Source organism: Vreelandella titanicae BH1 (assembly GCF_000336575.1).
GTDB lineage: Bacteria > Pseudomonadota > Gammaproteobacteria > Pseudomonadales > Halomonadaceae > Vreelandella > Vreelandella titanicae.
Genome location: NZ_AOPO01000004.1, coordinates 66,335 through 89,702 on the forward strand (window position 1 = coordinate 66,335; position 23,368 = coordinate 89,702).

22 protein-coding genes are annotated in these 23,368 nt (G+C 54.6%); 5 read left to right on the forward strand and 17 right to left on the reverse strand.

Features of this window, described 5'->3' with window-relative positions; genetic code table 11:
- Nucleotides 1-101: 101 nt before the first annotated feature.
- Complete coding sequence (gene cobA / locus HALTITAN_RS09335; RefSeq protein ID WP_051051990.1) at nucleotides 102-923, reverse strand: uroporphyrinogen-III C-methyltransferase; 822 nt, start codon at nucleotides 921-923, stop codon at nucleotides 102-104.
- A gap of 243 nt (nucleotides 924-1,166) precedes the next feature.
- Here cobA and HALTITAN_RS09340 point away from each other — a divergent pair, with 243 nt between their 5' ends.
- From HALTITAN_RS09340 to HALTITAN_RS09355, 4 genes are all read left to right on the forward strand, one after another.
- Nucleotides 1,167-2,069, forward strand: a complete 903-nt coding sequence (locus HALTITAN_RS09340) for a GGDEF domain-containing protein (RefSeq protein ID WP_022523231.1) — start codon at nucleotides 1,167-1,169, stop codon at nucleotides 2,067-2,069.
- 30 nt (nucleotides 2,070-2,099) lie between these two features.
- Nucleotides 2,100-2,438: a 4a-hydroxytetrahydrobiopterin dehydratase gene (locus HALTITAN_RS09345; RefSeq protein WP_022523230.1), complete on the forward strand. Its 339-nt coding sequence runs from the start codon at nucleotides 2,100-2,102 to the stop codon at nucleotides 2,436-2,438.
- Nucleotides 2,439-3,629 carry an amino acid aminotransferase gene (locus HALTITAN_RS09350; RefSeq protein WP_009286948.1) on the forward strand — a complete coding sequence of 397 codons (1,191 nt, stop codon included), beginning with the start codon at nucleotides 2,439-2,441 and terminating at the stop codon, nucleotides 3,627-3,629. It begins immediately after the preceding gene.
- Nucleotides 3,630-3,766: 137 nt separating this feature from the next.
- The gene (locus tag HALTITAN_RS09355) at nucleotides 3,767-5,251 is read left to right on the forward strand and encodes a uracil permease (protein WP_039859042.1); all 1,485 of its coding nucleotides are present in this window, start codon (nucleotides 3,767-3,769) and stop codon (nucleotides 5,249-5,251) included.
- Here the strand turns inward: HALTITAN_RS09355 and HALTITAN_RS09360 are convergent.
- From HALTITAN_RS09360 to HALTITAN_RS09370, 3 genes are all read right to left on the reverse strand, one after another.
- Nucleotides 5,248-6,582, reverse strand: coding sequence for an MATE family efflux transporter (locus HALTITAN_RS09360; RefSeq protein WP_039859217.1), 1,335 nt, complete (start codon nucleotides 6,580-6,582; stop codon nucleotides 5,248-5,250). The two genes, HALTITAN_RS09355 and HALTITAN_RS09360, sit on opposite strands and share 4 nt — an antisense overlap.
- 93 nt (nucleotides 6,583-6,675) lie before the next feature.
- Nucleotides 6,676-7,260, reverse strand: coding sequence for a YceI family protein (locus HALTITAN_RS09365; protein WP_039859044.1), 585 nt, complete (start codon nucleotides 7,258-7,260; stop codon nucleotides 6,676-6,678).
- A gap of 108 nt (nucleotides 7,261-7,368) precedes the next feature.
- The gene (locus tag HALTITAN_RS09370) at nucleotides 7,369-7,926 is read right to left on the reverse strand and encodes a cytochrome b (RefSeq protein WP_022523226.1); all 558 of its coding nucleotides are present in this window, start codon (nucleotides 7,924-7,926) and stop codon (nucleotides 7,369-7,371) included.
- Nucleotides 7,927-8,279: 353 nt separating this feature from the next.
- On the opposite strand from HALTITAN_RS09370, the gene HALTITAN_RS09375 reads away from it, so the two are divergent.
- Nucleotides 8,280-8,558 carry a hypothetical protein gene (locus HALTITAN_RS09375; protein ID WP_039859046.1) on the forward strand — a complete coding sequence of 93 codons (279 nt, stop codon included), beginning with the start codon at nucleotides 8,280-8,282 and terminating at the stop codon, nucleotides 8,556-8,558.
- A gap of 114 nt (nucleotides 8,559-8,672) precedes the next feature.
- On the opposite strand, the gene HALTITAN_RS09380 is transcribed toward HALTITAN_RS09375, so the two are convergent.
- The 13 genes from HALTITAN_RS09380 to leuB all read right to left on the reverse strand — a co-directional run bounded on the left by HALTITAN_RS09380 (nucleotide 8,673) and on the right by leuB (nucleotide 23,357).
- Nucleotides 8,673-9,884: an O-succinylhomoserine sulfhydrylase gene (locus HALTITAN_RS09380; protein WP_009286951.1), complete on the reverse strand. Its 1,212-nt coding sequence runs from the start codon at nucleotides 9,882-9,884 to the stop codon at nucleotides 8,673-8,675.
- A gap of 12 nt (nucleotides 9,885-9,896) precedes the next feature.
- Nucleotides 9,897-11,417 (reverse strand): amidophosphoribosyltransferase, encoded by a 1,521-nt coding sequence (gene purF, locus HALTITAN_RS09385; RefSeq protein ID WP_009286952.1) that lies wholly within the window; start codon nucleotides 11,415-11,417, stop codon nucleotides 9,897-9,899.
- A gap of 87 nt (nucleotides 11,418-11,504) precedes the next feature.
- Entirely contained in the window at nucleotides 11,505-12,080 is a 576-nt protein-coding gene (locus HALTITAN_RS09390; protein WP_009286953.1) for a CvpA family protein, read from the reverse strand.
- 3 nt (nucleotides 12,081-12,083) lie between these two features.
- The gene (locus HALTITAN_RS09395; protein WP_039859048.1) at nucleotides 12,084-12,806 is read right to left on the reverse strand and encodes an SPOR domain-containing protein; all 723 of its coding nucleotides are present in this window, start codon (nucleotides 12,804-12,806) and stop codon (nucleotides 12,084-12,086) included.
- Nucleotides 12,793-14,136, reverse strand: coding sequence for a bifunctional tetrahydrofolate synthase/dihydrofolate synthase (folC, locus tag HALTITAN_RS09400; protein ID WP_039859218.1), 1,344 nt, complete (start codon nucleotides 14,134-14,136; stop codon nucleotides 12,793-12,795). The genes HALTITAN_RS09395 and folC overlap by 14 nt, the downstream gene beginning before the upstream one ends.
- Nucleotides 14,129-15,148, reverse strand: a complete 1,020-nt coding sequence (accD, locus tag HALTITAN_RS09405) for an acetyl-CoA carboxylase, carboxyltransferase subunit beta (protein ID WP_039859050.1) — start codon at nucleotides 15,146-15,148, stop codon at nucleotides 14,129-14,131. The genes folC and accD overlap by 8 nt, the downstream gene beginning before the upstream one ends.
- A gap of 94 nt (nucleotides 15,149-15,242) precedes the next feature.
- Complete coding sequence (gene trpA, locus HALTITAN_RS09410; protein WP_009286954.1) at nucleotides 15,243-16,046, reverse strand: tryptophan synthase subunit alpha; 804 nt, start codon at nucleotides 16,044-16,046, stop codon at nucleotides 15,243-15,245.
- A 24-nt stretch (nucleotides 16,047-16,070) separates the two neighbouring features.
- Nucleotides 16,071-17,258, reverse strand: a complete 1,188-nt coding sequence (trpB, locus tag HALTITAN_RS09415; protein ID WP_171051224.1) for a tryptophan synthase subunit beta — start codon at nucleotides 17,256-17,258, stop codon at nucleotides 16,071-16,073.
- A 190-nt stretch (nucleotides 17,259-17,448) separates the two neighbouring features.
- The gene (locus tag HALTITAN_RS09420) at nucleotides 17,449-18,087 is read right to left on the reverse strand and encodes a phosphoribosylanthranilate isomerase (RefSeq protein ID WP_009286956.1); all 639 of its coding nucleotides are present in this window, start codon (nucleotides 18,085-18,087) and stop codon (nucleotides 17,449-17,451) included.
- Entirely contained in the window at nucleotides 18,084-19,022 is a 939-nt protein-coding gene (truA, locus tag HALTITAN_RS09425) for a tRNA pseudouridine(38-40) synthase TruA (RefSeq protein WP_039859055.1), read from the reverse strand. The genes HALTITAN_RS09420 and truA overlap by 4 nt, the downstream gene beginning before the upstream one ends.
- 9 nt (nucleotides 19,023-19,031) lie before the next feature.
- A complete protein-coding gene (locus HALTITAN_RS09430) occupies nucleotides 19,032-20,852 on the reverse strand; it encodes a type IV pilus assembly protein FimV (RefSeq protein ID WP_039859057.1) in 1,821 nt (606 codons plus the stop codon).
- A 178-nt stretch (nucleotides 20,853-21,030) separates the two neighbouring features.
- Entirely contained in the window at nucleotides 21,031-22,143 is a 1,113-nt protein-coding gene (gene asd, locus HALTITAN_RS09435) for an aspartate-semialdehyde dehydrogenase (RefSeq protein WP_022523215.1), read from the reverse strand.
- A 134-nt stretch (nucleotides 22,144-22,277) separates the two neighbouring features.
- Nucleotides 22,278-23,357 (reverse strand): 3-isopropylmalate dehydrogenase, encoded by a 1,080-nt coding sequence (gene leuB, locus HALTITAN_RS09440; protein WP_039859060.1) that lies wholly within the window; start codon nucleotides 23,355-23,357, stop codon nucleotides 22,278-22,280.
- Nucleotides 23,358-23,368 lie beyond the last annotated feature (11 nt).

Genomic DNA, 23,368 nt, shown 5'->3' on the forward strand with positions numbered 1-23,368 from the left:
CCCTTCAGCATACACAGCTCACTGTATCTAGCCAGTCTGTTTGCAAAATCGTGTACAAATGTTGCTACTGCGTTACCAGACATGTAGGAACGATTATTATTTTAGCCAGAAGGAGGATGCTTTCCCTCATGAAAACCAGAGGCCTCTCCGCTCAGCACATCAAACCAATCCAGTGTGGTATGCAGTGACACTACGCTGCCCACTATTAGCAGCGTAGGCGGTTTAATGTGGCCCGCCAAGAAAGTATCTGGTAATCCAGATAACGTCCCCACGTGGGTACGCTGTCGGCGGGTCGTGCCCTGTTCAATCAGCGCCAGCGGTGTGTCTGGCGCTAAACCATGCTTAACCAGCGCCTGGCTGATCACCTTTACGGTGCCCAGCCCCATATAAAACACCAAGGTTTGCCCAGGCCGCGCTAACGCATCCCAATCAAGCTCACACTCCCCCTGCTGTAAATGCCCGGTGATGAAACGCACCGACTGGGCATGGTCGCGATGGGTCAAAGGAATGCCCGCATACGCCGCGCAGCCTGATGCCGCCGTCACCCCTGGGATGACTTCCACGCTCACTTGTGCTGCCACCAGCGCCTCAAGCTCCTCTCCGCCACGGCCAAAAATAAACGGATCACCACCTTTAAGGCGCACGACACGCTTACCCTGCTGAGCCCACTTTACAAGCGCTTGATTAATCCCCTCTTGAGGGACGCTGTGCAGAGAGCGTGCTTTACCCACATAAAATCGCTGCGCCTGTGGCGGTATAAAGGCGACTATTTCACCGCTAACCAAGCGGTCGTACAGCACCACTTCAGCGGACTGCAGTCGCTTATACGCTTTTAGCGTCAATAACTCCGGGTCGCCAGGGCCCGCGCCCACTAGACTTACCAAGCCGTATGGCTGAGCCGTTTGCTCTCGTCCTGCTTCCAAGAATCCACCCCAGGAATAAAAAAGTTTTTTAATATGCAAAAAAGTAATTAATTTTACCACTAAATGCCAATAACACCTTGTCTATTGCTTATAATGCAATCGAATATATATAAATAGAACATATATATTCTAAAAAAATATAGATAATAGCCATTTTGTCTGCAATGGCTTACATCCTGATTACGTATTTAGGGCTAATCTTCACGATCGAATTTAAATTGGCATATGTTTGGAGATTCACGCATGCCCGTGAATGATATAGACGCACCAGAGCGAGTCAGTGCAGACCACCTCGTACCCCACATACCAGGCGTTATCTTTCAGTTTCATCGCGCGCGCAATGGCCATATGCGGTTCCCCTACTTGGAGGGCGGCGGCGTGGCTCTCAAACATATTGACCGGGAACTGCTCGCCGAAAATGCAGGGCAGCTAGTTGAGCAACTGACCGGCAACGACCACCCCAAGATAATGTCCGCTATCGAACGCTCAGCCCGCTGGATGTTGCCTCTAACCACACGCTTTAGGCTACCGTTTCCACAAGACAAACCACACTGGATTGCGGTTAGCGCCAAACCCAAGCCCGTCGTCGATGGCGTGCAGTGGAACGGCATAATGATGGATATTAGCGATCAAGTCAGCGAAGAGCAGCGGCTGCGCAAACTATGCGATACAGACCCCCTGACTCAACTCCCCAATCGGCGCAAGCTCATGATGCACTTAACCCATGTTGCATCGCTTAGCGCCCGCCACGGCACACCGCTCTCCATCATGATGATCGATATTGATCACTTTAAGCGGCTTAATGATCGTTGGGGACATCTGCACGGGGATGATGTGCTTAAACAGTTGGCAACCTACGCCCAGTCGCTGCTGCGTTGCGAAGACATGGTGGCTCGGTTGGGAGGAGAAGAGTTTATGGTCGTGCTGCCGCTTACTCCGCTGCAGCAATGCCATGCACTTGCCGACCGCTTACGCCAGGCTATCAGTGTACGCGACTTCGGTATGGGGCCAGGCCAAGTGACGCTGAGTATTGGGGTTGCCGAATATCGCTGTGGCGAACCCCTCACGAGTCTGATCGAGCGGGCCGACCAGGCGCTGTATAGCGCCAAAGACGTTGGTCGTGACTGCGTTTGCCATCTACGCTGATAAGGCATACTCAATTGCAGGAGCCAAACAATGACAAGGCTAGCCGACGCCATTTGTGAACCGTGCAGCAAAGATGCTCAACCTTTAAGTAAAGATGAAGCCCAAGAGCGGCTAAAAAGCCTCAGCCAGTGGCAGATTGTCGAGCACGATGGCATCATGAAGCTGTCGCGAAGTTTTAAATTCCGTGACTTTGCCAGCGCATTGGCATTTACCCAAGGCGTTGGCGATATTGCAGAGCAGGCTGGCCATCACCCCGTTATCGTGACCGAGTGGGGCAAAGCCACCGTCACGTGGTGGTCTCACGCTATTAAAGGCCTGCATCTTAATGACTTCATTCTTGCCGCCAGAACCGACGAGGTAGCCGAATAAATGTTTGAGCATATTGAGCGAGTCCCAGGAGATGCCATTCTCGGGCTGATCGAAGCTTTCAAGAAAGATACCAATCCGCAAAAGGTGGATTTAGGTGTTGGTGTTTACCGCGATACCCAAGGCAATACGCCGGTAATGCGCGCCGTTAAGGAAGCAGAAGCTCGCCTGCTCAAGAATGAAACGACGAAAACCTATATCGGTTCTCACGGCGCGCCCAGCTATGGTGAAGTAGTACTTCCCATGGTTTTCGGTGCTGAGTCACCGGTACTCAAAGCCAACCGTGCCAGCGCTACCCAGTCGCCTGGCGGCACCGGCGCCCTGCGCCTAGCAGCCGACTTCATTTCCACTCAGTTGCCGGGCAAAGGTATCTGGGTAAGCGACCCAACATGGCCCAACCACCACGGTATTTTTACCGCCGCGGGTATTGAGCTGCACAAGTACCCCTACGTTGACCCCGACAACCGTCTCGACTTCGACGGTATGCGTACAGCGCTAAAAAGCATTCCAGAAGGCGATGTAGTCGTACTCCACGCCTGCTGTCATAACCCGACCGGGTTTGACCTTTCCCACGACCAGTGGCAGGAAGTATTAGAGATCGTCCGTGAGCGCAAGCTGCTGCCGCTGATCGACTTTGCCTATCAGGGCTTTGGCGAAGGGCTGGACGAGGATGCTTACGGCGTTCGCTTACTGGCGGAAAACCTCGACGAAGCGATCATCACCAGCTCCTGCTCCAAGAACTTCGGTATTTATTGTGAGCGTACCGGCTGCTTGATCATGGTGGCAAAAGACAGCGAGCAGATGGACAACATTCGCTCACAGGTCGCGATCGTGGCACGGGAAAACTACTCAAACCCGCCTGCGCACGGCGGCGCTATCGTCAGTGAGATCCTCCACGATCCAGAGCTGACTGCGCTATGGCGTGAAGAGCTCACCGAAATGCGTGACCGTATCAATACTCTGCGTCGCGATTTCGTTGAAGCACTGAAACCCTATGGCCTGGACGAGAAGTACGCCTGCGTAGCTGAACAGCGCGGTATGTTCTCCTACACAGGCTTAACGCCGGAACAGGTAGATCGGTTGCGCGATGAGTTTGGCATCTACATGGTACGCTCGGGTCGCGCTAACGTAGCGGGCTTCTCCCATGAGAACCTGCCCTACCTGGCCAAAGCGATTGCCGCTGTCAACGACTAGCTAGCAAGCATTGCCGCACTACAAACGCCCAGGCCTACCTGGGCGTTTTTGTGTGCCGAACACTTGACCGATTAGTCAACACTTCGGCACACTCAGCGTTGCCTTGTATACAACACACCATAATCAAGAGGCCTAACATGGCGGCTGCCAGCACCCACTACCCCTGGTACAAAAAAGAAGACACCGACGCGTTCTTCGCCCTGTTCCAAAACAATATTGCCAACTTTGTCATTATTGCCATCACCATGCTGGGCATGGGATTCCCCTCTTCCATTGTCTATGGGCAGGTGCTGCCAGGCGCGGCAGTAGCGGTCATGGTCGGTAATTTCTACTATGCCTGGAGCGCGGCAAGACTGGCCCGCAAAGAGAACCGTGCCGATGTAACGGCGCTCTCTTACGGTATCTCAACGCCGGTTATGTTTGTATTTCTATTCGGCGTACTGCTACCCGCCAAACAGCTCACCGGTGATGCAGAAATGGCCTGGAAAGTAGCCGTCGCCGCCTGCTTTATCAGCGGTGCCATCGAAGCCGCAATCAGCATAATTGGCCGCTGGGTGCAGTACCACCTACCGCGCGCTGCCATGCTGGGCGCCGTTGCGGGTGTCGCACTGACGTTTATCGCCGGTGAAATGCTGTTCAAAACGCTGGAAATGCCGATTATTGGTTTACTGGTGCTAGCGATCATTATTGTTGGGCTGGTCGCACGAGTGAGTATGCCGTTTCAACTCCCCACCTCACTATTCGCCATTATCGTCGGCACCACCATGGCCTATTTGATTGGCGACGCCGGCACCGAGCGCTTTAGCGATGCGTTCACGCACTTGGGCTTTTATCCATTACTTCCCAACCTAGCCTGGTTTGAAGGGCTGGGATTACTGTTGACCAGTATGCTGGCGGTACTCACCGTGGTGCTGCCGATTACGCTCTATAACGCCATTGAGACGATGAACAACGTCGAGGCGATGGAGGCCGCAGGCGATAAGTACGATGTGCGGGAGTGTCAGGCGGTTGATGGCGCAGGCACCATGATTGGCGCGCTGTTTGGCGGCGTCTTTCCTACCACGGTCTATATTGCCACCGTAGGGGCCAAGTGGATGGGCGCAGGCCGGGGCTACAGCCTTCTCAACGGCGCGGTATATGCGCTGGCTACCATGTTCGGCTTAATCGCTGCCCTAGCCGCAATCATTCCCGTTTCAGTAGTCGCACCGATTTTGGTCTTTGTCGGTATGTCGATGATTGCCACCGCGTTTCAGTCCAACGACACACGCTACTATCCTGCCGTGGCGTTGGCCATGCTACCCTACTTCGCCAACTACGTGATGACGCGCTTTAACCGCGGGGCTGGTGAGGTCGTCACCGATATATCCAGTGCCATTGTGGTGATGGGCCAAGGGGCTATGTTTATGGCCATTCTGTTGGGCGCTATGACGGTATCGGTGATTGATCACCAGTTCCGACGCGCGGCCGCCTTCGCTGCCATTGCCGCGGGCTTTTCCTTCGTTGGGCTGATGCACGCCCCCGAACTGTCATTCAATGCTGCCCCAGAGTTCGTGATGGGCTACTTAGGGATGGCGCTGCTGTTTATCTACTTCTCCTTTCAGGAAGCTGGGCGCCTGCGTTAATTAACGAATCCCGCCTGCCGATGCGGGCGGGAAAGAATGCGCCGCATGACTTGCCACGCCATCAATCCTGCCAGCAGGTTGCCTACGGCGGCGCCCGCCGCCAGCCCCCACCAACCGAAGAACTGTGAACCTAACCACAGGCAGGGTAAATAGCAGATAAACAGCCGTGCGCTGGATAGCAGCATCGCTCGCAGCGGCCAACCTAGAGCATTGCCCGCCGAAACCACTAACATACAAACGCCCAGCGCTGCGTAGCTTGGCAGCAGAAAGCGAATCAGCAGGGTCAGCTCGTTTTGTACCTCTGGATTGCCTGCTAAGGCCATGGCTAGCCAGGGAGCCCCCAGGGCCAGTAGCACGCCCAGACTAAGCTGCCAAACCAGCGCGACCTTTACCGCCAAACGCATAAGCTGCTGAATTTGCCCCCAATCTCCGGCACCATAGCAGCGTCCTAACCACGGCGGTAGCGACATGGTCATAGCCAGAATAACCATCAGGGAAAGCGTTTCCAAACGGCTCGCCAACCCCCAGGCCGCTACTTCACTTTCACCCAGACCCGCCACCACTGAGATTGCCAGCATCGCAGCCAAGGGCGGCATCAGTTGGCTGACCATCGCGGGGGCGGCAATGCCAGTAAACGGCCGCCACGACTGCCTCGCCTCTAGCCATAGGCCTTGCTGCGATGCCCACTGGCGTTTGAGCAGTTTACGTGTAGTGACCAACAGACCCACTGAGAAGGCAATTGCAGTTGCCCAGGCAGCACCGGGCAATCCCCAACCCTCCCAATCGCCGACACCAAAAATCAGTAGTGGATCGAGCACCAGGTTCACAACACTACTGAGAACCATCATTTTACCTGGTAAACGGGTATCGCCATGGGCACGGAAAATGCTGTAGCTGAAATAGAGCAGTGCTCCCAGCCAGGCGGACAACAGTTGCGGCCCCCAGTAAATATGGATATAGGAAAGCGTCGTTTCATCGGCGCCAAGGAGCTGAAAAACGGGCACATGGAACACCCACAAGGCAAACGCCAACAGACCAATCACTCCGCCACCTGCCATTAATACCAGGCTGCTCAAGCGCCTCGCTCGCTCCCCTTCCCCTGCGCCGAGCGCCCGGGAAATAAGTGCCGCAATGGCGATACCCATACCCACTTGAATGCCGATAATCAGAAATGACAGCGGAAAGGTGAACGACTGCGCCGCTAGCTGTGCGGTACCCAAACGGGCAATAAAGGCGCTATCAACAAGTTGAAAACCCAATAGCGCCAACACCCCGATGGCCATTGGCCAGGTTTGCCGCCATAGGGTTATCGCCAACTCGCGTTGCTGCATCACAATTGCCAAGCCAACTCTCCTTTTATTCGCCTTAAACGCAAAAACGCCACCACCCCTAGCGGGGTGATGGCGCTTAACTAAAAGTACTCTTTACTGACGAATGCCCTCAAACGTCACGTATAGATCAAGCTCATGCATGGATTCTGGAAAATCGTTCATATCAATGCCGTAATCGCCCAGGGTCAGCGTGGTGCTGCCTTCGAAACCAGCGCGGTAGTTACCCCAAGGGTCATCGCCTTCACCCATCAGCGTAACCGGCATTTCAATCTCTTGGGTTTCGCCATGCAGGGTCAGATCACCAGTCAAGACGCCTTCATTTTCACCCGTTGATTCAAAGCCTGTGGAGCTAAATGTGGCGGTAGGGAACTCACCGGCATTAAGGAAATCTTCGCTCAAGATATGGCGATCACGCTCGGCGTGATTGCTGGTCAGGCTATCAACCTGCACTTCGATTTCAGCAGAAGACGCGTCGAGATCTTCAGGATCATAGGCAAACTGACCATCGAACTCTTCAAAGCTGCCGAGAATGTAGGAGAAGCCCAGATGTGAAATTTTAAACTGGACAAAAGCGTGCTGACCTTCGGTATCAATCTGATAATCAGCTGCCTGCGCTTGGCTCAAAGGTACCAGCGCTACAGCGGCGATCGCGGATGCAAATGCTGTCTTCTTGAACATATTGAATTGCTCCTTGCTTTACTTAATAGGCACCGCGGGCAGTCAATTATCTTACCCGCAGTGTTTAGAAAAACGTGTATACAGACAACGTCATTAACTTGGTGCGTTTTAATTGCCAGCTTGGCTATGCGCTGGGTTTAACATGCGTACCAAGGTTTTATGCCGACCTAACCAATGGTGCTTAACAGCAGCAAGGGCGTGGCCCGCTGCCAGGATCATCAACGCCAGGGCGCTGTACCAGTGTACGGTGCCCGCCTGGCTTGCCTGATTGGGCAAGTCATATAGCAACGCCGGCACCTCAAACCAACCAAACACACTAATACCACGTCCATCAGCAGTAGAAATTAAATAACCGCTCACCATAACGACTATTAGAAGCACATAGAGCGCAATATGACCGAGATGGGCAGCAATAGTTTCTAATCGACTCCCCTCGGCGTAGGGCGTCGGCTGTACGAAGCGCCATACCAAACGCGCAAAGGTAGCAAACAATAGCAAGATGCCAATCGAGCGGTGTACCCACGGCCCCTGATTATACCAAGGGTCATAATAGCCCAGGTCAGTCATCCACCAGCCCAGTGCAAACAGACCAATAATGGCCAGCGCGCTTAGCCAATGAAACAGAATACTAATCAATCCCCAACCGTTGCGACTGTTACGCCACATTGTGCTATTCCTCATTTTATCTATGGCTGCTTCAACTTAGCCAACGCGCTTATCAGATCTTGGATTACGCTATTCGTCCACGCCCAGAACCTTACCGCTAGAAGCTAATAAAAACCGCTGAAAAAAGCAGGATATTTCATTCGTAAAAACCATTGAATAACCAGGTAACAATTTTTACGCAGTTCGTCTTTCTAAAAAGACAAAGCCAATCCATCCTATAAAATCGAACAAAAAAAGCAAATATAACCAATTTTATAATTTTGTTTGCACGCTTACTATTAATGCATGTCCTAAAGGACATCCAGCAATGACCGAAAAACGGTACATAAACTTTCTATTAGAGAGCGCCAATCATGAAAAAAATGACCCTTATCACCGCTATTGCCATGACATTGACTTCTGCTGCCGTTCTAGCTGAACAGGGATCTGGCGAGCTTAACCAGATTATTCAGCCTAGCTCTTCAGAGAATTACAGCACTGACAGCGTGCACCTGACACCAGCTGATTTGCCTTTGGTCAACGGCGATGCAAAGAACAACACCGTTGTTGCTCCGAGCTCTCACATCAATCACTCTTCCAGCAATGAAGACCAGGTTGCGCTGTCAGACCTGCCTCACCGCAACGCTTCTTGAAACAAATAAGGGTGCTTTGTTTGCACAGCATATGACCCATTAGGTTTCAAAAGTACGAAAAACCCACCTTTCAAAGGTGGGTTTTCGTGACTGTACAGTATTGCTTAACATCAATTAGCCAGCCAGAACATCCAAGCCACGAGCAAGATCGCGCTGGATATCCTGCTGACTCTCAAGCCCTACCGCCACGCGGATCAGCCCTGGCGCAATACCCGCCGCTTCTTTCTGAGCATCAGACAAACGCCCATGGGTAGTGGTGGCCGGATGAGTAATAGTGGATTTAACGTCACCCAAATTCCCTGTTATCGAAAGCATTCGGGTTGCATCGATCACCTGCCACGCACCCTCTTGTCCTCCTTTCACTTCAAAACCCAGCACCGCGCCAAACCCTTTCTGCTGCTGTTTAGCCAAAGCGTGCTGAGGATGATTCTCCAGGCCGCTATAAAACACATGCTTAACCGCCGAGTGGGCATCCAGCCAACGCGCCAGGGTCAAGGCGTTTTCACAGTGAGCTTTCATACGCAGCGACAGGGTTTCCAGGCCCTTGGTAAAAATCCACGCGTTGAAGGGGCTCAAGCAAGGCCCGCAGGTGCGCACCACGCCGAACACTTCCTCAAGCAGCGCATGACTACCTACCACGGCACCACCAACTGCACGGCCTTGGCCGTCCAAATACTTGGTCGCTGAGTGAATAACCAAGTCAGCACCTAACGCCAAGGGCTGCTGAAGTGCCGGGGTAAGGAAGCAGTTATCTATCGCCAGTAGCGCATCGTGACGTTTTGCCAACGCAGACAGGGCCGAAATATCGGCAATTTCTGACAGTGGATTTGAGGGCGTTTCGGCAAACAGTAGCCGCGTTTTGGGAGTAATCGCCGCTTCCCAGGCAGCAACGCTGGAAAGTTCCACATAGCGCGTGGTAATACCCAGCTTACCTAGATACTTATCGAACAGACTAACCGTCGAGCCAAATAGCGACCGGGAGGCCACAATCTCGTCCCCTGCGGAAAGCAGTGCCAGCGCAGTGGAGAGAATAGCGGACATACCCGAGCTGGTGGCCACACAACGCTCGCCACCTTCAAGGGCCGCCAGGCGGCGCTCAAAGGTATGCACTGTCGGGTTGGTAAAGCGCGAGTAGACGTTGCCCGGCTCCTGCCCACCAAATTTACGCGCCGCTTCTGCAGCGCTTTCGTAGACAAAGCTTGAGGTCGGAAAAATAGGCTCCGAGTGTTCTTGCTCGAAGGTGCGCTGATGGCCCGCACGGATAGCCAGTGTCTCTAATGACCACTCATCCTGGTGACCGTCTTCCTGATGATTATCATCATGCATAAGACTTCTCTCCTAATCGTCCAGGTCATCGTCCTGATTGTGCATATCGACCAGGGCATGATCACCGGCACTTTGATCCTTGGCGGAATCATTACGGCTAGCTTCCAAGGCGGCCAGGTAGGCGTCGTCGATATCACCAGTCACGTAATTGCCGTCAAACACCGAGCAATCAAACTCTTCCATTTCCGGGTTCACTTCGCGGCAGGCCGCTTTTAGATCCTCTAGGTTTTGATAGAAGATACGGTCAGCGCCAATCAAATCCCCTACTTCCTCTTCGCTGCGGCCATGAGCAATCAGCTCAGACGCTGCAGGCATATCGATGCCATACACGTTGGGGAAACGTACCGGGGGCGCCGCCGAGGCAAAATAGACCTTGCGTGCCCCGGCATCGCGGGCCATTTGAATGATCTGCTTACAGGTCGTGCCACGCACAATGGAGTCGTCCACCAACAAAACATTTTTGCCTTTAAACTCAACGTCTATCGCATTGAGCTTTTGGCGTACCGATTTTTTACGCTGAGTTTGCCCCGGCATAATAAAGGTACGGCCAATATAGCGGTTCTTCATGAACCCTTCGCGGTAGGTCACCCCGAGGTGCTGCGCCATTTCAAGGGCGGAGGTACGCGACGTATCAGGGATCGGGATGACCACGTCGATATCGTGATCCGGCCACTCGTTGAGGATGCGATCCCCCAGCTTGCGACCCATCTGCATACGGGTGCCGTAAACATAGGCGCCGTCCAACAGGGAATCGGGACGCGCTAGATAAACGTGCTCAAAGATACACGAACGTAGCTCGGGGCGGTCAGCACATACCTGGGTGTGAATATTGCCTTCGATATCGACAAAGATGGCTTCGCCGGGCGATAGGTCACGCTCCAGTTCAAAACCACCCACATCCAAGGCAACGGATTCGGAGGCAATCATCACCGCCTGCCCGTTCTCCTCTTCGCGGGTACCAAACACCACAGGGCGAATACCGAAGGGGTCACGAAATGCCACCATGCCAAAGCCGTTAATAATCGCGACAGCGGCATAACCACCCTTGCAGCGACGGTGAACGCGACGCACGGCGTCGAAGATATCTTCCGCTTCCAGGTGCAAACCCTGCTTGCCCAGCTCGTGAGCGAAGACGTTGAGCAGCACTTCAGAATCGGAGCTGGTGTTGATGTGACGCAGATCGGTAGAGAACAGCTCCTGCTTCAACTGCTCAGAGTTGGTCAGGTTGCCGTTATGCGCCAGCGCAATGCCGTAAGGAGAGTTAACATAGAACGGCTGTGACTCAGCTTCACTTGAAGAGCCTGCCGTCGGGTAACGCACGTGACCAATGCCTAGGTTACCTTTTAGACGGGCCATATGACGGGTGTGAAATACATCACGTACCAAGCCGTTACTCTTGCGCAGTAGGAAGCGTCCCTCGCTCCATGTCATCATGCCGGCAGCGTCCTGGCCACGATGCTGAAGTACGGTCAGGGCATCGTAGATTCCCTGATTTACCGCCTGCTTGCCCAGAAGGCCCACTATACCGCACATTCACGTTACCTCGCTTAATGCCATGGCTTACCTAAGTCACATACCTAAGAAAGCCCGAACGTTCGTAGAATCGACTTCAGTAGCAGGTCAATCACCTGCCGGGATAACCTCACGCTCCGTCGCACTAGGCAGACGCAGTTCAGGTAGAGAGATGTCGCGCAGCGACGATGGCGCCTCAGGCAGCTCACGATCCCACTGATCTAATTGGCTCACCGCCCAATCGCGCAGTTGAATAAAGGTCGGTCGCAGCTCGGCTTGTTGCCACGCCTGCAGTTCCGCCAGCGGTGTGAGGGTAATCAGCACGGTAGCAATAAGCAAAATAACCGCCCCACGAGCAACACCAAAAGCCGCCCCTGCCACGCGGTTCAAAAGCCCCATACCTACCCACTCAATCGCCGCATGCACCAAGCGAATGACTATGCCGCAAAGCAAAATAACGGCAAAGATCACCAGTATAAAAGCGAGCACTAGGCGGGCATCAAAGCTATCGATAAACCCACTCATCAGTTCGGCCACCGGTTCGGCGAGGACTCGGGCAACCATTAAGGCAACGACCCAGGCGGCCAACCCCAATGCCTCGCGAACAAATCCCCGGACGAATCCGGCTAGCATTGATAGCGCCAGCACGGCCAAGAACACCGCATCAATCCAGGTTAATGCCATCGTTTAGTCTCTTACCCGAACAAGCAGGCCCTGCACATTGGCCCGCTCTTTAATCGAGGACATGGCAGACTCCCCCTCCTCAGAAGTGGCATAAGGGCCCACAAAGACAGTGGTCATATTGTTATCGCGCTCACGCTGATAAACAGTAAACCCTTCACCCGAAAGCTGCTCGCTAAGGCGCTGCGCATTACCGGGCTCTCCAAAGCTGCCGACTTGCACCGCCCACTCTCCCTGAGCACTTGCTGAGGGGGTGGATGAGCTAGATGAGGAGCTTTGCGATGAACGTTGTGAAGAGCCCTGTGAAGAACCTTCACTGCTGTTTTGACCGCTGCCACTATTGCTAGCAATCAGGGCAGCAATAGGGTCGCTATCGGAGGTCGCCGGCCCTTCATCCGGTTCACTGGATCCCGCCGCCTCGGGACTCGAGGGCGACTGATTAGCAGCAGTAATTTGATCGGTTTCCGGCAACCTCGGATCGACGTCAATAGGCACATCGCCCTCTTCATTACGGGGTGCTGACGATAGCGATGGTTCGCCGATGGTTGAAGGTCTTTCCGGTGCAGGAACGTCACGGCGCTCCACTTCAACGGGTTGTTCGATCACAAAGTTCGGCTGGGGACGTTCTTCCCTAGGTGCGGGGTCGCTCATTAGCCACGGCACAAAGATCGCCAGTAGCGCGAGCAGAATCACAATACCGCTAATGCGTTCCGTTTTACCGTATTTCATTTCCGTCTCCATCAAGCGACGCTGCGCCTGTTGGCAGTGGCCGAGCTAACAGTGCCGCTACTGTAAAGAACGACCCGGTGGCCAAGACACGATCATTGGGCGTTAACATGTTAGCGAGCCAATCGACGCCTGCTTGCGGCGAATCAGCACTAAAATGCACCCGCCCTCCCTGAGCTATAATACGTTGCGACAACTCGCTTGCCTGGCAACCTCGCTCTCCGCTCAACGACACGCACACCCAATCACTAATGCGAGACGCTAACGTCTGTATGACACCGTCAATATCCTTATCATTCAACATGCCAATAAGGCCCCACTGCCGACCACCTTCCGGAGGTTGCGGCAAATGGCGAACGACATACTCGGCAGCATGAGGATTATGACCTACATCCAGGCACCAAGGCCCAATCCATTGCAGCCGCCCCGGCAACTGCACAGAACTCAACGCAGCTTGCACGCGCGCCGCTTCCAACCCAAGCCCTGCAAGCACAAGCGCCTGCAAAGCAGTGGCGGCGTTATCGATAGGCAGCCCCGGCTCGGGAAGCTCGTCAATAACAATGCGTTGACCATCCGGATGCTGCCCCTGCCAGCGCCATTGCGAAGGCTCAGAAGCCATCGTCTGATGGGCAAATTGCTGGCCCAAACAAAACATAGGCGCCGCCAGCACCTGAGCACATTCAGCGACACTGGAAGGTAACGTTTGGCTACCTAGCACGGCGGGACGATTGGCACGAAAAATACCGGCTTTTTCACGCCCAATCTGGGCTAAATCGGTGCCTAAAAAGTTAGCGTGATCCTGAGCAATAGTGGTAACAATGGCCACATCCGCATCAATAATATTGACTGCATCAAGGCGACCACCCAGCCCCACTTCTAGCACCGCAAGATCAAGCTTTGCATTGGCCAAGCACCACAGTCCGCACAGTGTCCCCGCTTCAAAATAGGTCAGGCTGATTTCACTGCCCTGCAATCGTGCCTGCTCAACCCGCTCAAAGCCTTGCACCAGCAGTTGGTCGTCGGCTTCCTGATCATCGATTTTAACGCGTTCGTTGTAGCGCAATAAATGGGGAGAAGTGTAGGTACCCACTCGCCAACCATGGGCACGGGCAACGCTATCAATCATGGCAAGGGTTGAGCCCTTGCCGTTGGTGCCTGCTACCGTAATAACGCGGGGGGCGATGGGGCTTGAAAGCAGCCCCATCCGTTTAGCCACCTGCGAGACCCGCTCCAGGCCCATATCAATCCCTACCGGATGCAGCGTTTCCAAATGCTGGAGCCACTGTTGCAAAGAGTAGAGCGGCAAAGAAGGTGTCTGCAGAGAGTCAGGCATTGCGCGAATGATCATCACTCTTAACGAAAGTGGTGTCCTTCTTAGGCGCCTCAACTTTCTCGAACGTTACGTCAGCGGTTTCCGCCAAGCTATCTTCCTCAACGATAGGCTCAACGACCTCAGCATCATCAGGATTGGTCGAACTCACCGGCGTTGCGTCGTGGTGGGTTAACTTACGCAGCACACTACCCACGCGGGCACGCATTTCATGACGATGAACGATCATGTCGACGGTACCGTGCTCAAGCAGAAACTCGCTGCGCTGGAACCCTTCTGGCAAGGTTTCACGCACCGTTTGCTCGATGACCCTGGGGCCTGCAAAACCAATCAAGGCATTGGGTTCGGCAATATTCAAGTCACCCAACATGGCTAGTGAGGCTGAAACACCGCCAAAGACGGGATCCGTAAGCACAGAAATATACGGCACACCCGCTTGTTTGAGCTTTTCAAGCGCGGCGGATGTTTTAGCCATCTGCATCAACGAGAAGAGCGCTTCCTGCATACGTGCCCCACCGGAGGCGGCAAAGCACACCAGCGGGATGTTCTCTTCCAGCGCCACGGTAGCGGCGCGAACAAATTTCTCGCCGACCACTGCCCCCATTGAGCCGCCCATAAAGGTGAACTCAAAGGCAACGGCAACGACCGGAAGACCATCCAACTCACCGCGCATAACGACCAGCGCATCTTTCTCGCCAGTATCTTTTTGCGCCGCAGTCAGGCGGTCTTTGTATTTTTTAGAGTCGCGAAACTTCAACCGATCATTGGGTTCGATTTCCGCCGCGATCTCTTCGCGTTCTGCTTTATCCAAGAACCAGTCCAAGCGTTTGCGTGCCGTCAAGCGCAGATGGTGATCGCACTTGGGACAGACGCTGTTATGTTTCTCTAGCTCAGGGAGGTAGAGAACCGCTTCGCACTTGGGACATTTACGCCAGAGGCCGTCGGGCACGCTAGCGCGACGGTCTTTACGCTGGATGCGACCCATGGAGGGTACGATCTTGTCTAACCAGCTCATATCAAAAAGGCTTCCGTTATACGTCAACGCCTGGCAGAACCAGGCTCGATGAGTGTCGTGAATCTATTCAGTATAGGCGATAAAGCAATTCGCTTTAGGCATCCATCGCCGTACGCATCTCTGCTAATACACTTTTCAACTGGCCCGCAATGGTTTCCGGCGCATCGACACTTTCAGCGATGCGGTTAACCAAAGCGCTACCTACAATCACACCATCGGCGACTTTAGCTACTTCAGCGGCCGTCACGCCATCGCGGATACCGAAACCAACACATAGCGGTAAATCGGTCATCCCCCGCAGCGGCGCCAAGTGCTCGGCCACATCGTCTGCGTTCAGGGTGGCGGCACCGGTCACGCCTTTCAGCGAAACGTAGTAGAGGTAGCCCTCGCCATGGGCGCATATTGTAGCGGCACGCTGGTTAGAAGTGGTAGGCGCAACCAAAAAAATCGCCGCTAAATCTCGCGATTTCAGCAGTGGCCCAATCTCTTCGGCCTCTTCAGGCGGCATATCCACTATCAGCACACCATCAACGCCCACGCTGGCAGCTTGATCGGCAAAGTTTTCGTAGCCAATTCGCTCAATCGGATTCAAGTAGCCCATCAACACAACCGGTGTGGTGGTATCGGTTTGGCGGAACTCTTTGACCATCTGCATAAGGTCAACCAGCCGCGTGCCCTGCTTTAACGCACGCTCACAGGCTTTTTGAATGACCGGGCCATCCGCCATGGGGTCGGAAAAAGGCACGCCTAGCTCAATCACATCGGCACCTGCTTCCACCAGAGCATGCATAAAACCAACGGTGTACTGAGGTGCTGGATCACCTGCGGTGATGTAAGGGATCAGGGCCTTGCGGCCCTGCTGCTTAAGTTCACTGAAACGCTGATCAATACGGTTCATGCTCGCCCTTAAAAAAAGCTGACCTTAAAATTCGATGCCATCAATCTTAGCAACGGTCATGATGTCTTTGTCGCCACGCCCGGAGAGGTTGACCACGATATGCTGGTCAGGACGCATGGTAGGCGCCAACACCTTGGCATGGGCCAGCGCATGGGCCGACTCAAGGGCCGGCATAATGCCTTCCATGTGGGTCAGTTCGCGAAACGCTTCGAGCACTTCTTTATCGTTAGCGGCCACATAGGAGACCCGACCCACGTCTTTCCAAAGCGCGTGTTCGGGGCCTACGCCAGGATAATCCAGGCCAGCTGAAATGGAGTGCGTATCCGACACCTGCCCGGCTTCATCTGACATTAAGTAGGTGCGATTGCCGTGGAGCACGCCACGCGGCGCATTGGATGCCAGCGGCGCCGCGTGGCGGCCGGTTTCGACGCCATCGCCACCGGCCTCCACGCCATACATGGCCACGTCGTCATCTTCCACAAAGGGGTAGAACAGACCCAAAGCATTAGAGCCACCGCCCACGCAGGCAATCAGCGCATCGGGAAGACGGCCGATCTGCTCCAGCGACTGGCGGCGCGCTTCACGCCCCACCACCGCGTTGAAATCGCGCACCAGCAGCGGATAAGGGTGCGGGCCCGCCACGGTACCGATGATATAGAAGGTGTTGTCAACGTTGGTGACCCAGTCACGCAGCGCTTCGTTCATGGCGTCTTTGAGGGTGCGGGTACCGGACTCTACCGGAATGACCCGAGCGCCCAGTAGGCGCATACGGTAAACGTTAAGCTTTTGGCGCTGTACGTCTTCAGCCCCCATATACACGTCGCACTCAAGCCCTAGGCGAGCAGCAACGGTCGCCGAGGCAACGCCATGCTGGCCCGCCCCGGTTTCAGCGATAATGCGTGGTTTGCCGGTTTTTTTGGCCAGCAGTGCCTGACCAATGGTGTTGTTTACCTTGTGAGCGCCGGTATGATTCAGATCTTCCCGTTTCAACCAAATCTGTGCGCCCCCAAGACTCGCCGACCAGCGTTTGGCGTGGTAGAGCGGCGATGGACGTCCCACATAGTGGGCAAGATCGTAGTCAAACTCGGCCTGAAAGTCAGGGTCATCACGCAGGCTTAAGTACGTCTTCTCCAACTCTTCCAACGCAAAGCTCAGGGTTTCTGACACAAACCGACCGCCGTAAGGGCCAAAATGACCACGGGCATCCGGCATTCGGGTCAGATCGCTGAACTTGGTTTTTGGTGTAGGCGTCGCAGAAACAGTCACAGGGATACCTCACAAGATCGCCAGAGCAGGCAAACAATAAATGAATCGACGTAAACACGTAGCTCGATAAAATACCCATAAGCAATACGCATAAATTACACAAAAACTAGGCTTACATAAACTTATGCGGGGAACGCTAGTGGGTGTCGGCTAACGCCACATGACGCACGAAAGACGCCATTTTGTCAGCATCTTTACAGCCGTGAGAGGCTTCAATACCACCGGACACATCCACTGCATAAGGCGCTACCTGACGCACAGCGTCAGCAATGTTATCAGCACTCAGCCCACCGGCGAGGATAACAGGTTTTGCAAGATTTGCGGGAATTCTAGACCAATCAAAGGTCTCCCCCGTGCCCCCCGGCGTCCCCGGTCGATACGCGTCTAGCAGCAGCGCCTGAGCATGATGATAGCGCTCTGCCTCATGGGTAAGATCTATCTCATCGCGCATGCGCAGCGCTTTCATCCAGGGTAGCGAAAAGCGCTGGCACTCATCGGGCGTTTCATTGCCATGAAACTGAAGCATATCGAGATAGGGCAAGCACTGCTCAATGAGCTCAGCAGGCTGGTCGACAAACAGCCCCACACGGGTCACAAAGGCAGGCACGCGGGCAGAGAGCGCCGCCAGTTGTTCGACATTCACGCTGCGCGCACTTTTTGGCCACATCACAAAACCCAAGGCATCCACGCCCAGCGCCACGGCGAGGCCAATATCCTCACCACGCGTAAAACCACAGAACTTGATTCGAGTGCGGGTTTGCGGAGAAGCACTCATGGCGACGCCTCCTGTTTCGGGGTAGCTGCCGGGTTACACAACGAGCGATTGCGTCGATAGGCCACCCGTGGCGTATCAGGAAGCTCGCGCTCTCCCGTCCACTCGCCAGTAAATGAGAGCAGATGCGGCCCCAACGGCTCTTTAGGCAAATCAAAGCGCTCATCGTAGACCGAATCGACAAAATGCAGCCCACAGGCGGGTGCCGTCACATCCCCTTTGCGACGGTTTTTAAGCGCTAAAAGTTCACCAATATAAGCTTCATCCTGGGCACCGCGTCCGACGCTTACCAGCGCCCCGGCAATGTTGCGAATCATGTGGTGTAAGAACGCGTTGCCTTGAATATCGATCATCACCAACTGGCCGTAGCGCTTTACGTCCACAAAGTGCATATGTCGCCAGGGGGTTTTGGACTGACACCCAGCGGCACGGAAGCTGGAAAAATCGTGCTCGCCTACCAGCGCCTGGGCGGCCCGGTGCATGGCATCGGCGTCTAACGGGTCACGGCACCAGGTCACATTGGCCCGCTCCAATACAGGGCGGCTGATCTGGTTCAACAGCACGTAGCGGTAGCGGCGCCCCAGGGCGCATAGGCGTGAATGAAAGTCATCGCCCACTGGTTTCACCCAGCGTACAGCAACGTCGCGGGGCAAATGGGTATTAGCGCCAAAGATCCAGGCTTTTTCGGAGCGCCCTACCGGCGGGTCAAAATGGACGATCTGACGGGTCGCATGCACCCCCGAATCGGTGCGCCCACTGGCATTCACCCGGACAGGCTCATTGGCCACCTTGGACAGCGCATCCTCTAACGATGCCTGAACCGATGCAGCATGGTTTAAGCGCTGAAAACCGCAGTAGCGGGTACCGTCGTACTCGATACCCATTGCCAAGCGGCCGGTAAGCGGAATTTTCTCATCGAAGTGATAGAACAGCGTCATCAAGCCACATCATTTTGAAGATTTTGAAGGATCGCTATTATCCAGGCCTCGAGGCTTGAATGCTACCTCTTCAATTTCCCATTCCTCTTCAACTGGCCTACGTGGCTGTTTCGCGGGAGGCACCGGTTCGGCATGCGACTCACTGAAGAACTCCACCGTGGGCTGCATTGGGGTCTCGGTGCGCTGACCATCATGGGTGGGTGAAGCGCTGTTTAAGATCGGCGGGTGGTAATCGATAAAGCGATGGTCTAGATCCTCAGCTGTTTCAGAAGGCTTGTCGGTTTGCTGCACATGAGCATTAGCAGCCGCAGGCTCAGAGGCAGGTATACCGGCACGGATAGAAGCTAGCAGTTGGCTCATGGGCATAGGACTCGGCGGCGGTGCTAAAGAGACATTTTGAGAACGGTCAGCGGAAACAGCGTGTAGCTTCAGCCTCCGCTGACGCCCCTGCTCAGCGAGTCCCGATGCCTGACTTTTTTCATAGCGAAGGGGGTCGTCTTGCGATGGCGTCTGCCCTTGATCGTCGACCAGCCACTGATCAGTATCTAATGTCGGCGCGGCGTTAGTGGCAAGAGCATCGTTCTCAGCCTTGGGGTCTACGCGAGGCGAAGCCGCTGGCTTAACCACGGGTTCAGCCAGCGGAATGTCTTCCCAGGTCTCCTCTCGGCGCTTACGTAACCATGCCAACAGCGCTAGCAGCAGTGTGATGGCGGCCAAAGCCAACGTCCACTGGTAGCGCTCAATTAAGCCAGCCACACCCGGGCTCTTCGTCTCATCCATGCTAGCAATGAGTGGCGCTGAAGGTGGCTCTTGAGCAGCCAACGTATCGCTTAGCGCCTGCGTTAGGGAGGCAACCTCACCACGCAGCTCATCAAGCTCAGCGCGCATCAACTCACGCTCTTCACGAACCTGCTGTAATGTCGCTTGGCTTAGGTGCAGTTGCTCGGTCAGCTCCGAACGCGTTATTGCTTCAGGCTCGTCGACTTCCTCTTCAACCCCAGCTTGGTCGGCGGCTATGGAGGTAGCAGAAACAGACGTGGCGGCTTCAACCTTCGGTAGCGCCACTGTTTGCAATGAGCCAGGGCGGCGTTGCTGCCAGGCTTCATTCATCGCTTTGATAGCAGCATCGGCATCACCGTGAGAGCGCGCCAGAATGCGTTCAGAATTAGGCACCCGAAGTGTTTGCTCTGCACGCATGTCATTTATATTGCCCGATGGAAAGACCTCAGAGTTGGCCTCCAGCAGCGCCAGCATCATCTGCTGTACGCTCACCTCGTCAGGTTTAATACGCTCGGCAACGCTCCATAGGGTATCGCCGCTCCCCACATAGGCACTCGATGGCGGCGTCGAACTGGGCTGAGCAAGCGGAGACGTGACGGCACTGCTTACTGCTGACGAGCTGGGGGCAGCATTTTGAGCAAGCGCTTGATTCTGAGCATAGCCTTGGGGATCAAACAGTAGTGTTATGTCGCGAAACTGCTGCCCGTCTGGCAACTCCACCGTTAACAGCAAATCAAGCCAGGGCTCCTGCATCGTTTTATCAGAGCTTAAGCGTACCTGTCGGCGCCCCTGCTGCTCTTGAATCTGGACGCGCACGCTGGCCGCTAATGGCGTCCATTCAAGGCCTGCTGAGGCAAAGGCTGGAGGCTCGGCAACGCTGATATGAATCTCGTCGAGGGCGTAATCACTGCTTTCGAGCAGAGGGATCGAAGCATCTAAAGGCGCATCCAGATATGAGCTGACACTCGCCTGCCCAAAACCAACGGCCAGCGCAATCGGACTTACTGCACTCAACGAGAGCCATGCAATCCATGTCAGTGATTTTTTCATGAATGTTCCCTGATCACCTACTTACTTTTAACGACTGATACCAAATAATTTTACTAAGTCTTTTTTGTCATAACTTAACGAAATAACGGTGTTATTCCCACTATCAAGATGACTAGCCGAAAAAAACGGGAAGCTGCGAACAGCTTCCCGTTTTCGACTGGCGTACAACAATAAACAATTACTGTTCGCGAAGAATCTTCAACATACGCTTCAGCGGCTCTGCGGCGCCCCACAGCAACTGGTCACCCACGCTAAATGCTGAGAGGTATTCGCCGCCCATTTGCAGTTTACGCAGTCGCCCAACCGGCACTTGCAGCGTGCCAGTGGCAGCCGCAGGCGTTAGACCAGCAATGGTGGCATCTTTGTCATTAGGAATCAGCTTGACCCACTCATTGTGCTTGGCGATGCGATCTTCGATCTCATCAAGCGGCACATCGTGCTTCAGCTTGATAGTGAACGCCTGGCTGTGCGAACGCATCGCGCCGATACGCACACACAGGCCATCAATGGGGATCGGGTTGTTGTCGAGCCCGAGAATCTTATTGGTCTCAACGCTGCCCTTCCACTCTTCGCGGCTCTGGCCGTTATCTAGCTTGGTATCGATCCACGGCAGCAAGCTACCTGCCAGCGGTGCGGCAAAGTTATCGGTCGGGAAGTCACCGCTGCGCATGGCAGCCGTTACTTTGCGGTCGATATCCAGAATCGCGCTTGACGGATCTTTTAGCTCTTCGCCGACGCTGTCGCGCAGTTGGCCCATTTGGTTGAGCAGCTCACGCATGTGCTTAGCGCCCGAACCAGAAGCCGCCTGGTAGGTCATGGAGGTCATCCACTCGACCATATCGGCTTCAAACAGACCGCCCAAGCCCATCAGCATTAGGCTCACGGTACAGTTGCCACCGACAAAGGTTTTGGCGCCTTTGGCTAGCTGGTCGTCGATCACCTTGCGGTTAACCGGATCCAGCACAATCGTCGCTTCATCTTCCATGCGCAGGGTACTGGCGGCGTCAATCCAGTAGCCCTTCCAACCTGCGCTGCGAAGATCTTTATAAACTGGCTTGGTGTAGTCACCGCCCTGGCAGGTGACAACAACATCCAACGCTTTGAGCGCTTCAATATCAAAGGCATCTTTCAGCGGAGGTACGTCGACACCGATGTCGGGGCCGGGCTGGCCTACCTGGGAGGTGGTGAAGAACACCGGCTCGATGCCGTTGAAGTCACCATCTTCCTGCATGCGCTGCATCAGCACTGAGCCCACCATGCCACGCCATCCCACGAAACCGACTTTCAACATATGAAGTCCTCCTGCAAAGAATGAGTACTCACATTATACACACTTCTTTACGGTGATTTTGAAGCCGCACTGAACAACGGCTCAATGATAATGGCTGAGTAAATAAGGGCGCGGGGGTAGCCCGACGACTTTACTCACTGCTTAGCAAACGCCGCTAACACCGCATCGCCCATGGCATCAGTGCCGATGGTCTGCATACCTTCAGAGGCGATATCCGCAGTGCGCAGACCGTCATCCAGCACGCTGCCGACGGCGGCTTCAATACGCTCCGCCATGGCATTTTCACCCAACGAATAACGCAGCATCATGGCTACCGAAAGCATCATGGCCAGTGGGTTAGCTACATTCTGGCCGGCGATATCCGGCGCGCTACCGTGGCATGGCTCGTACATGCCCTGCCCGCTTTCGTTTAGCGAAGCAGAAGGCAGCATACCGATGGAGCCGGTCAGCATAGCGGCAGCGTCAGAGAGAATGTCGCCAAACATATTGCCAGTCACCACCACGTCAAACTGCTTGGGTGCGCGCACCAGCTGCATGGCGGCGTTATCGACGTACATATGGGAAAGCTCAACGTCCGGGTATTCCGGCGCTAAACGCTCCATCACTTCACGCCACAAGATGGTCACTTCCAGCACGTTAGCTTTATCTACTGAGCAAAGTTTCTTGCCACGCTTCTGGGCCATTTCAAAGGCGACGCGGCCAATGCGCTCAATTTCGCTTTCAGAATAAATATAGGTGTTAAAACCGACCCGCTCGCCATTTCGTACTTCAATGCCACGGGGCTGGCCGAAGTAAATGCCGCCGGTGAGTTCGCGAACGATCATAATATCCAGCCCGGCCACCAGTTCTGGCTTCAGGCTCGAGGCGCTGGCCAACTGCGGGTAGAGCATTGCCGGGCGCAGATTGCCGAACAATCCAAGGTTTTTACGCAGCCCCAGCAGGCCTTTTTCCGGACGCTTGGAGAGGTCTTCAATTTTGTCCCACTTTGGGCCACCCACGGCACCCAGCAAAATAGCGCTAGCGGCTTTGGCTTTTTCCAGGGTTTCTGCGGGCAGAGGCTCGCCGTGGACATCATAGGCAGAGCCGCCCACCAAGCCCTCTTCTACTTCAATATCCAAGCCCGCTTCCTGGCATGCCTTCAACAAACGTGCCGCCTGGGCGGCAATCTCGGGGCCAATACCGTCACCCGGCAGCAGTAATACCTTATGAGTCATGCTGATTCCTT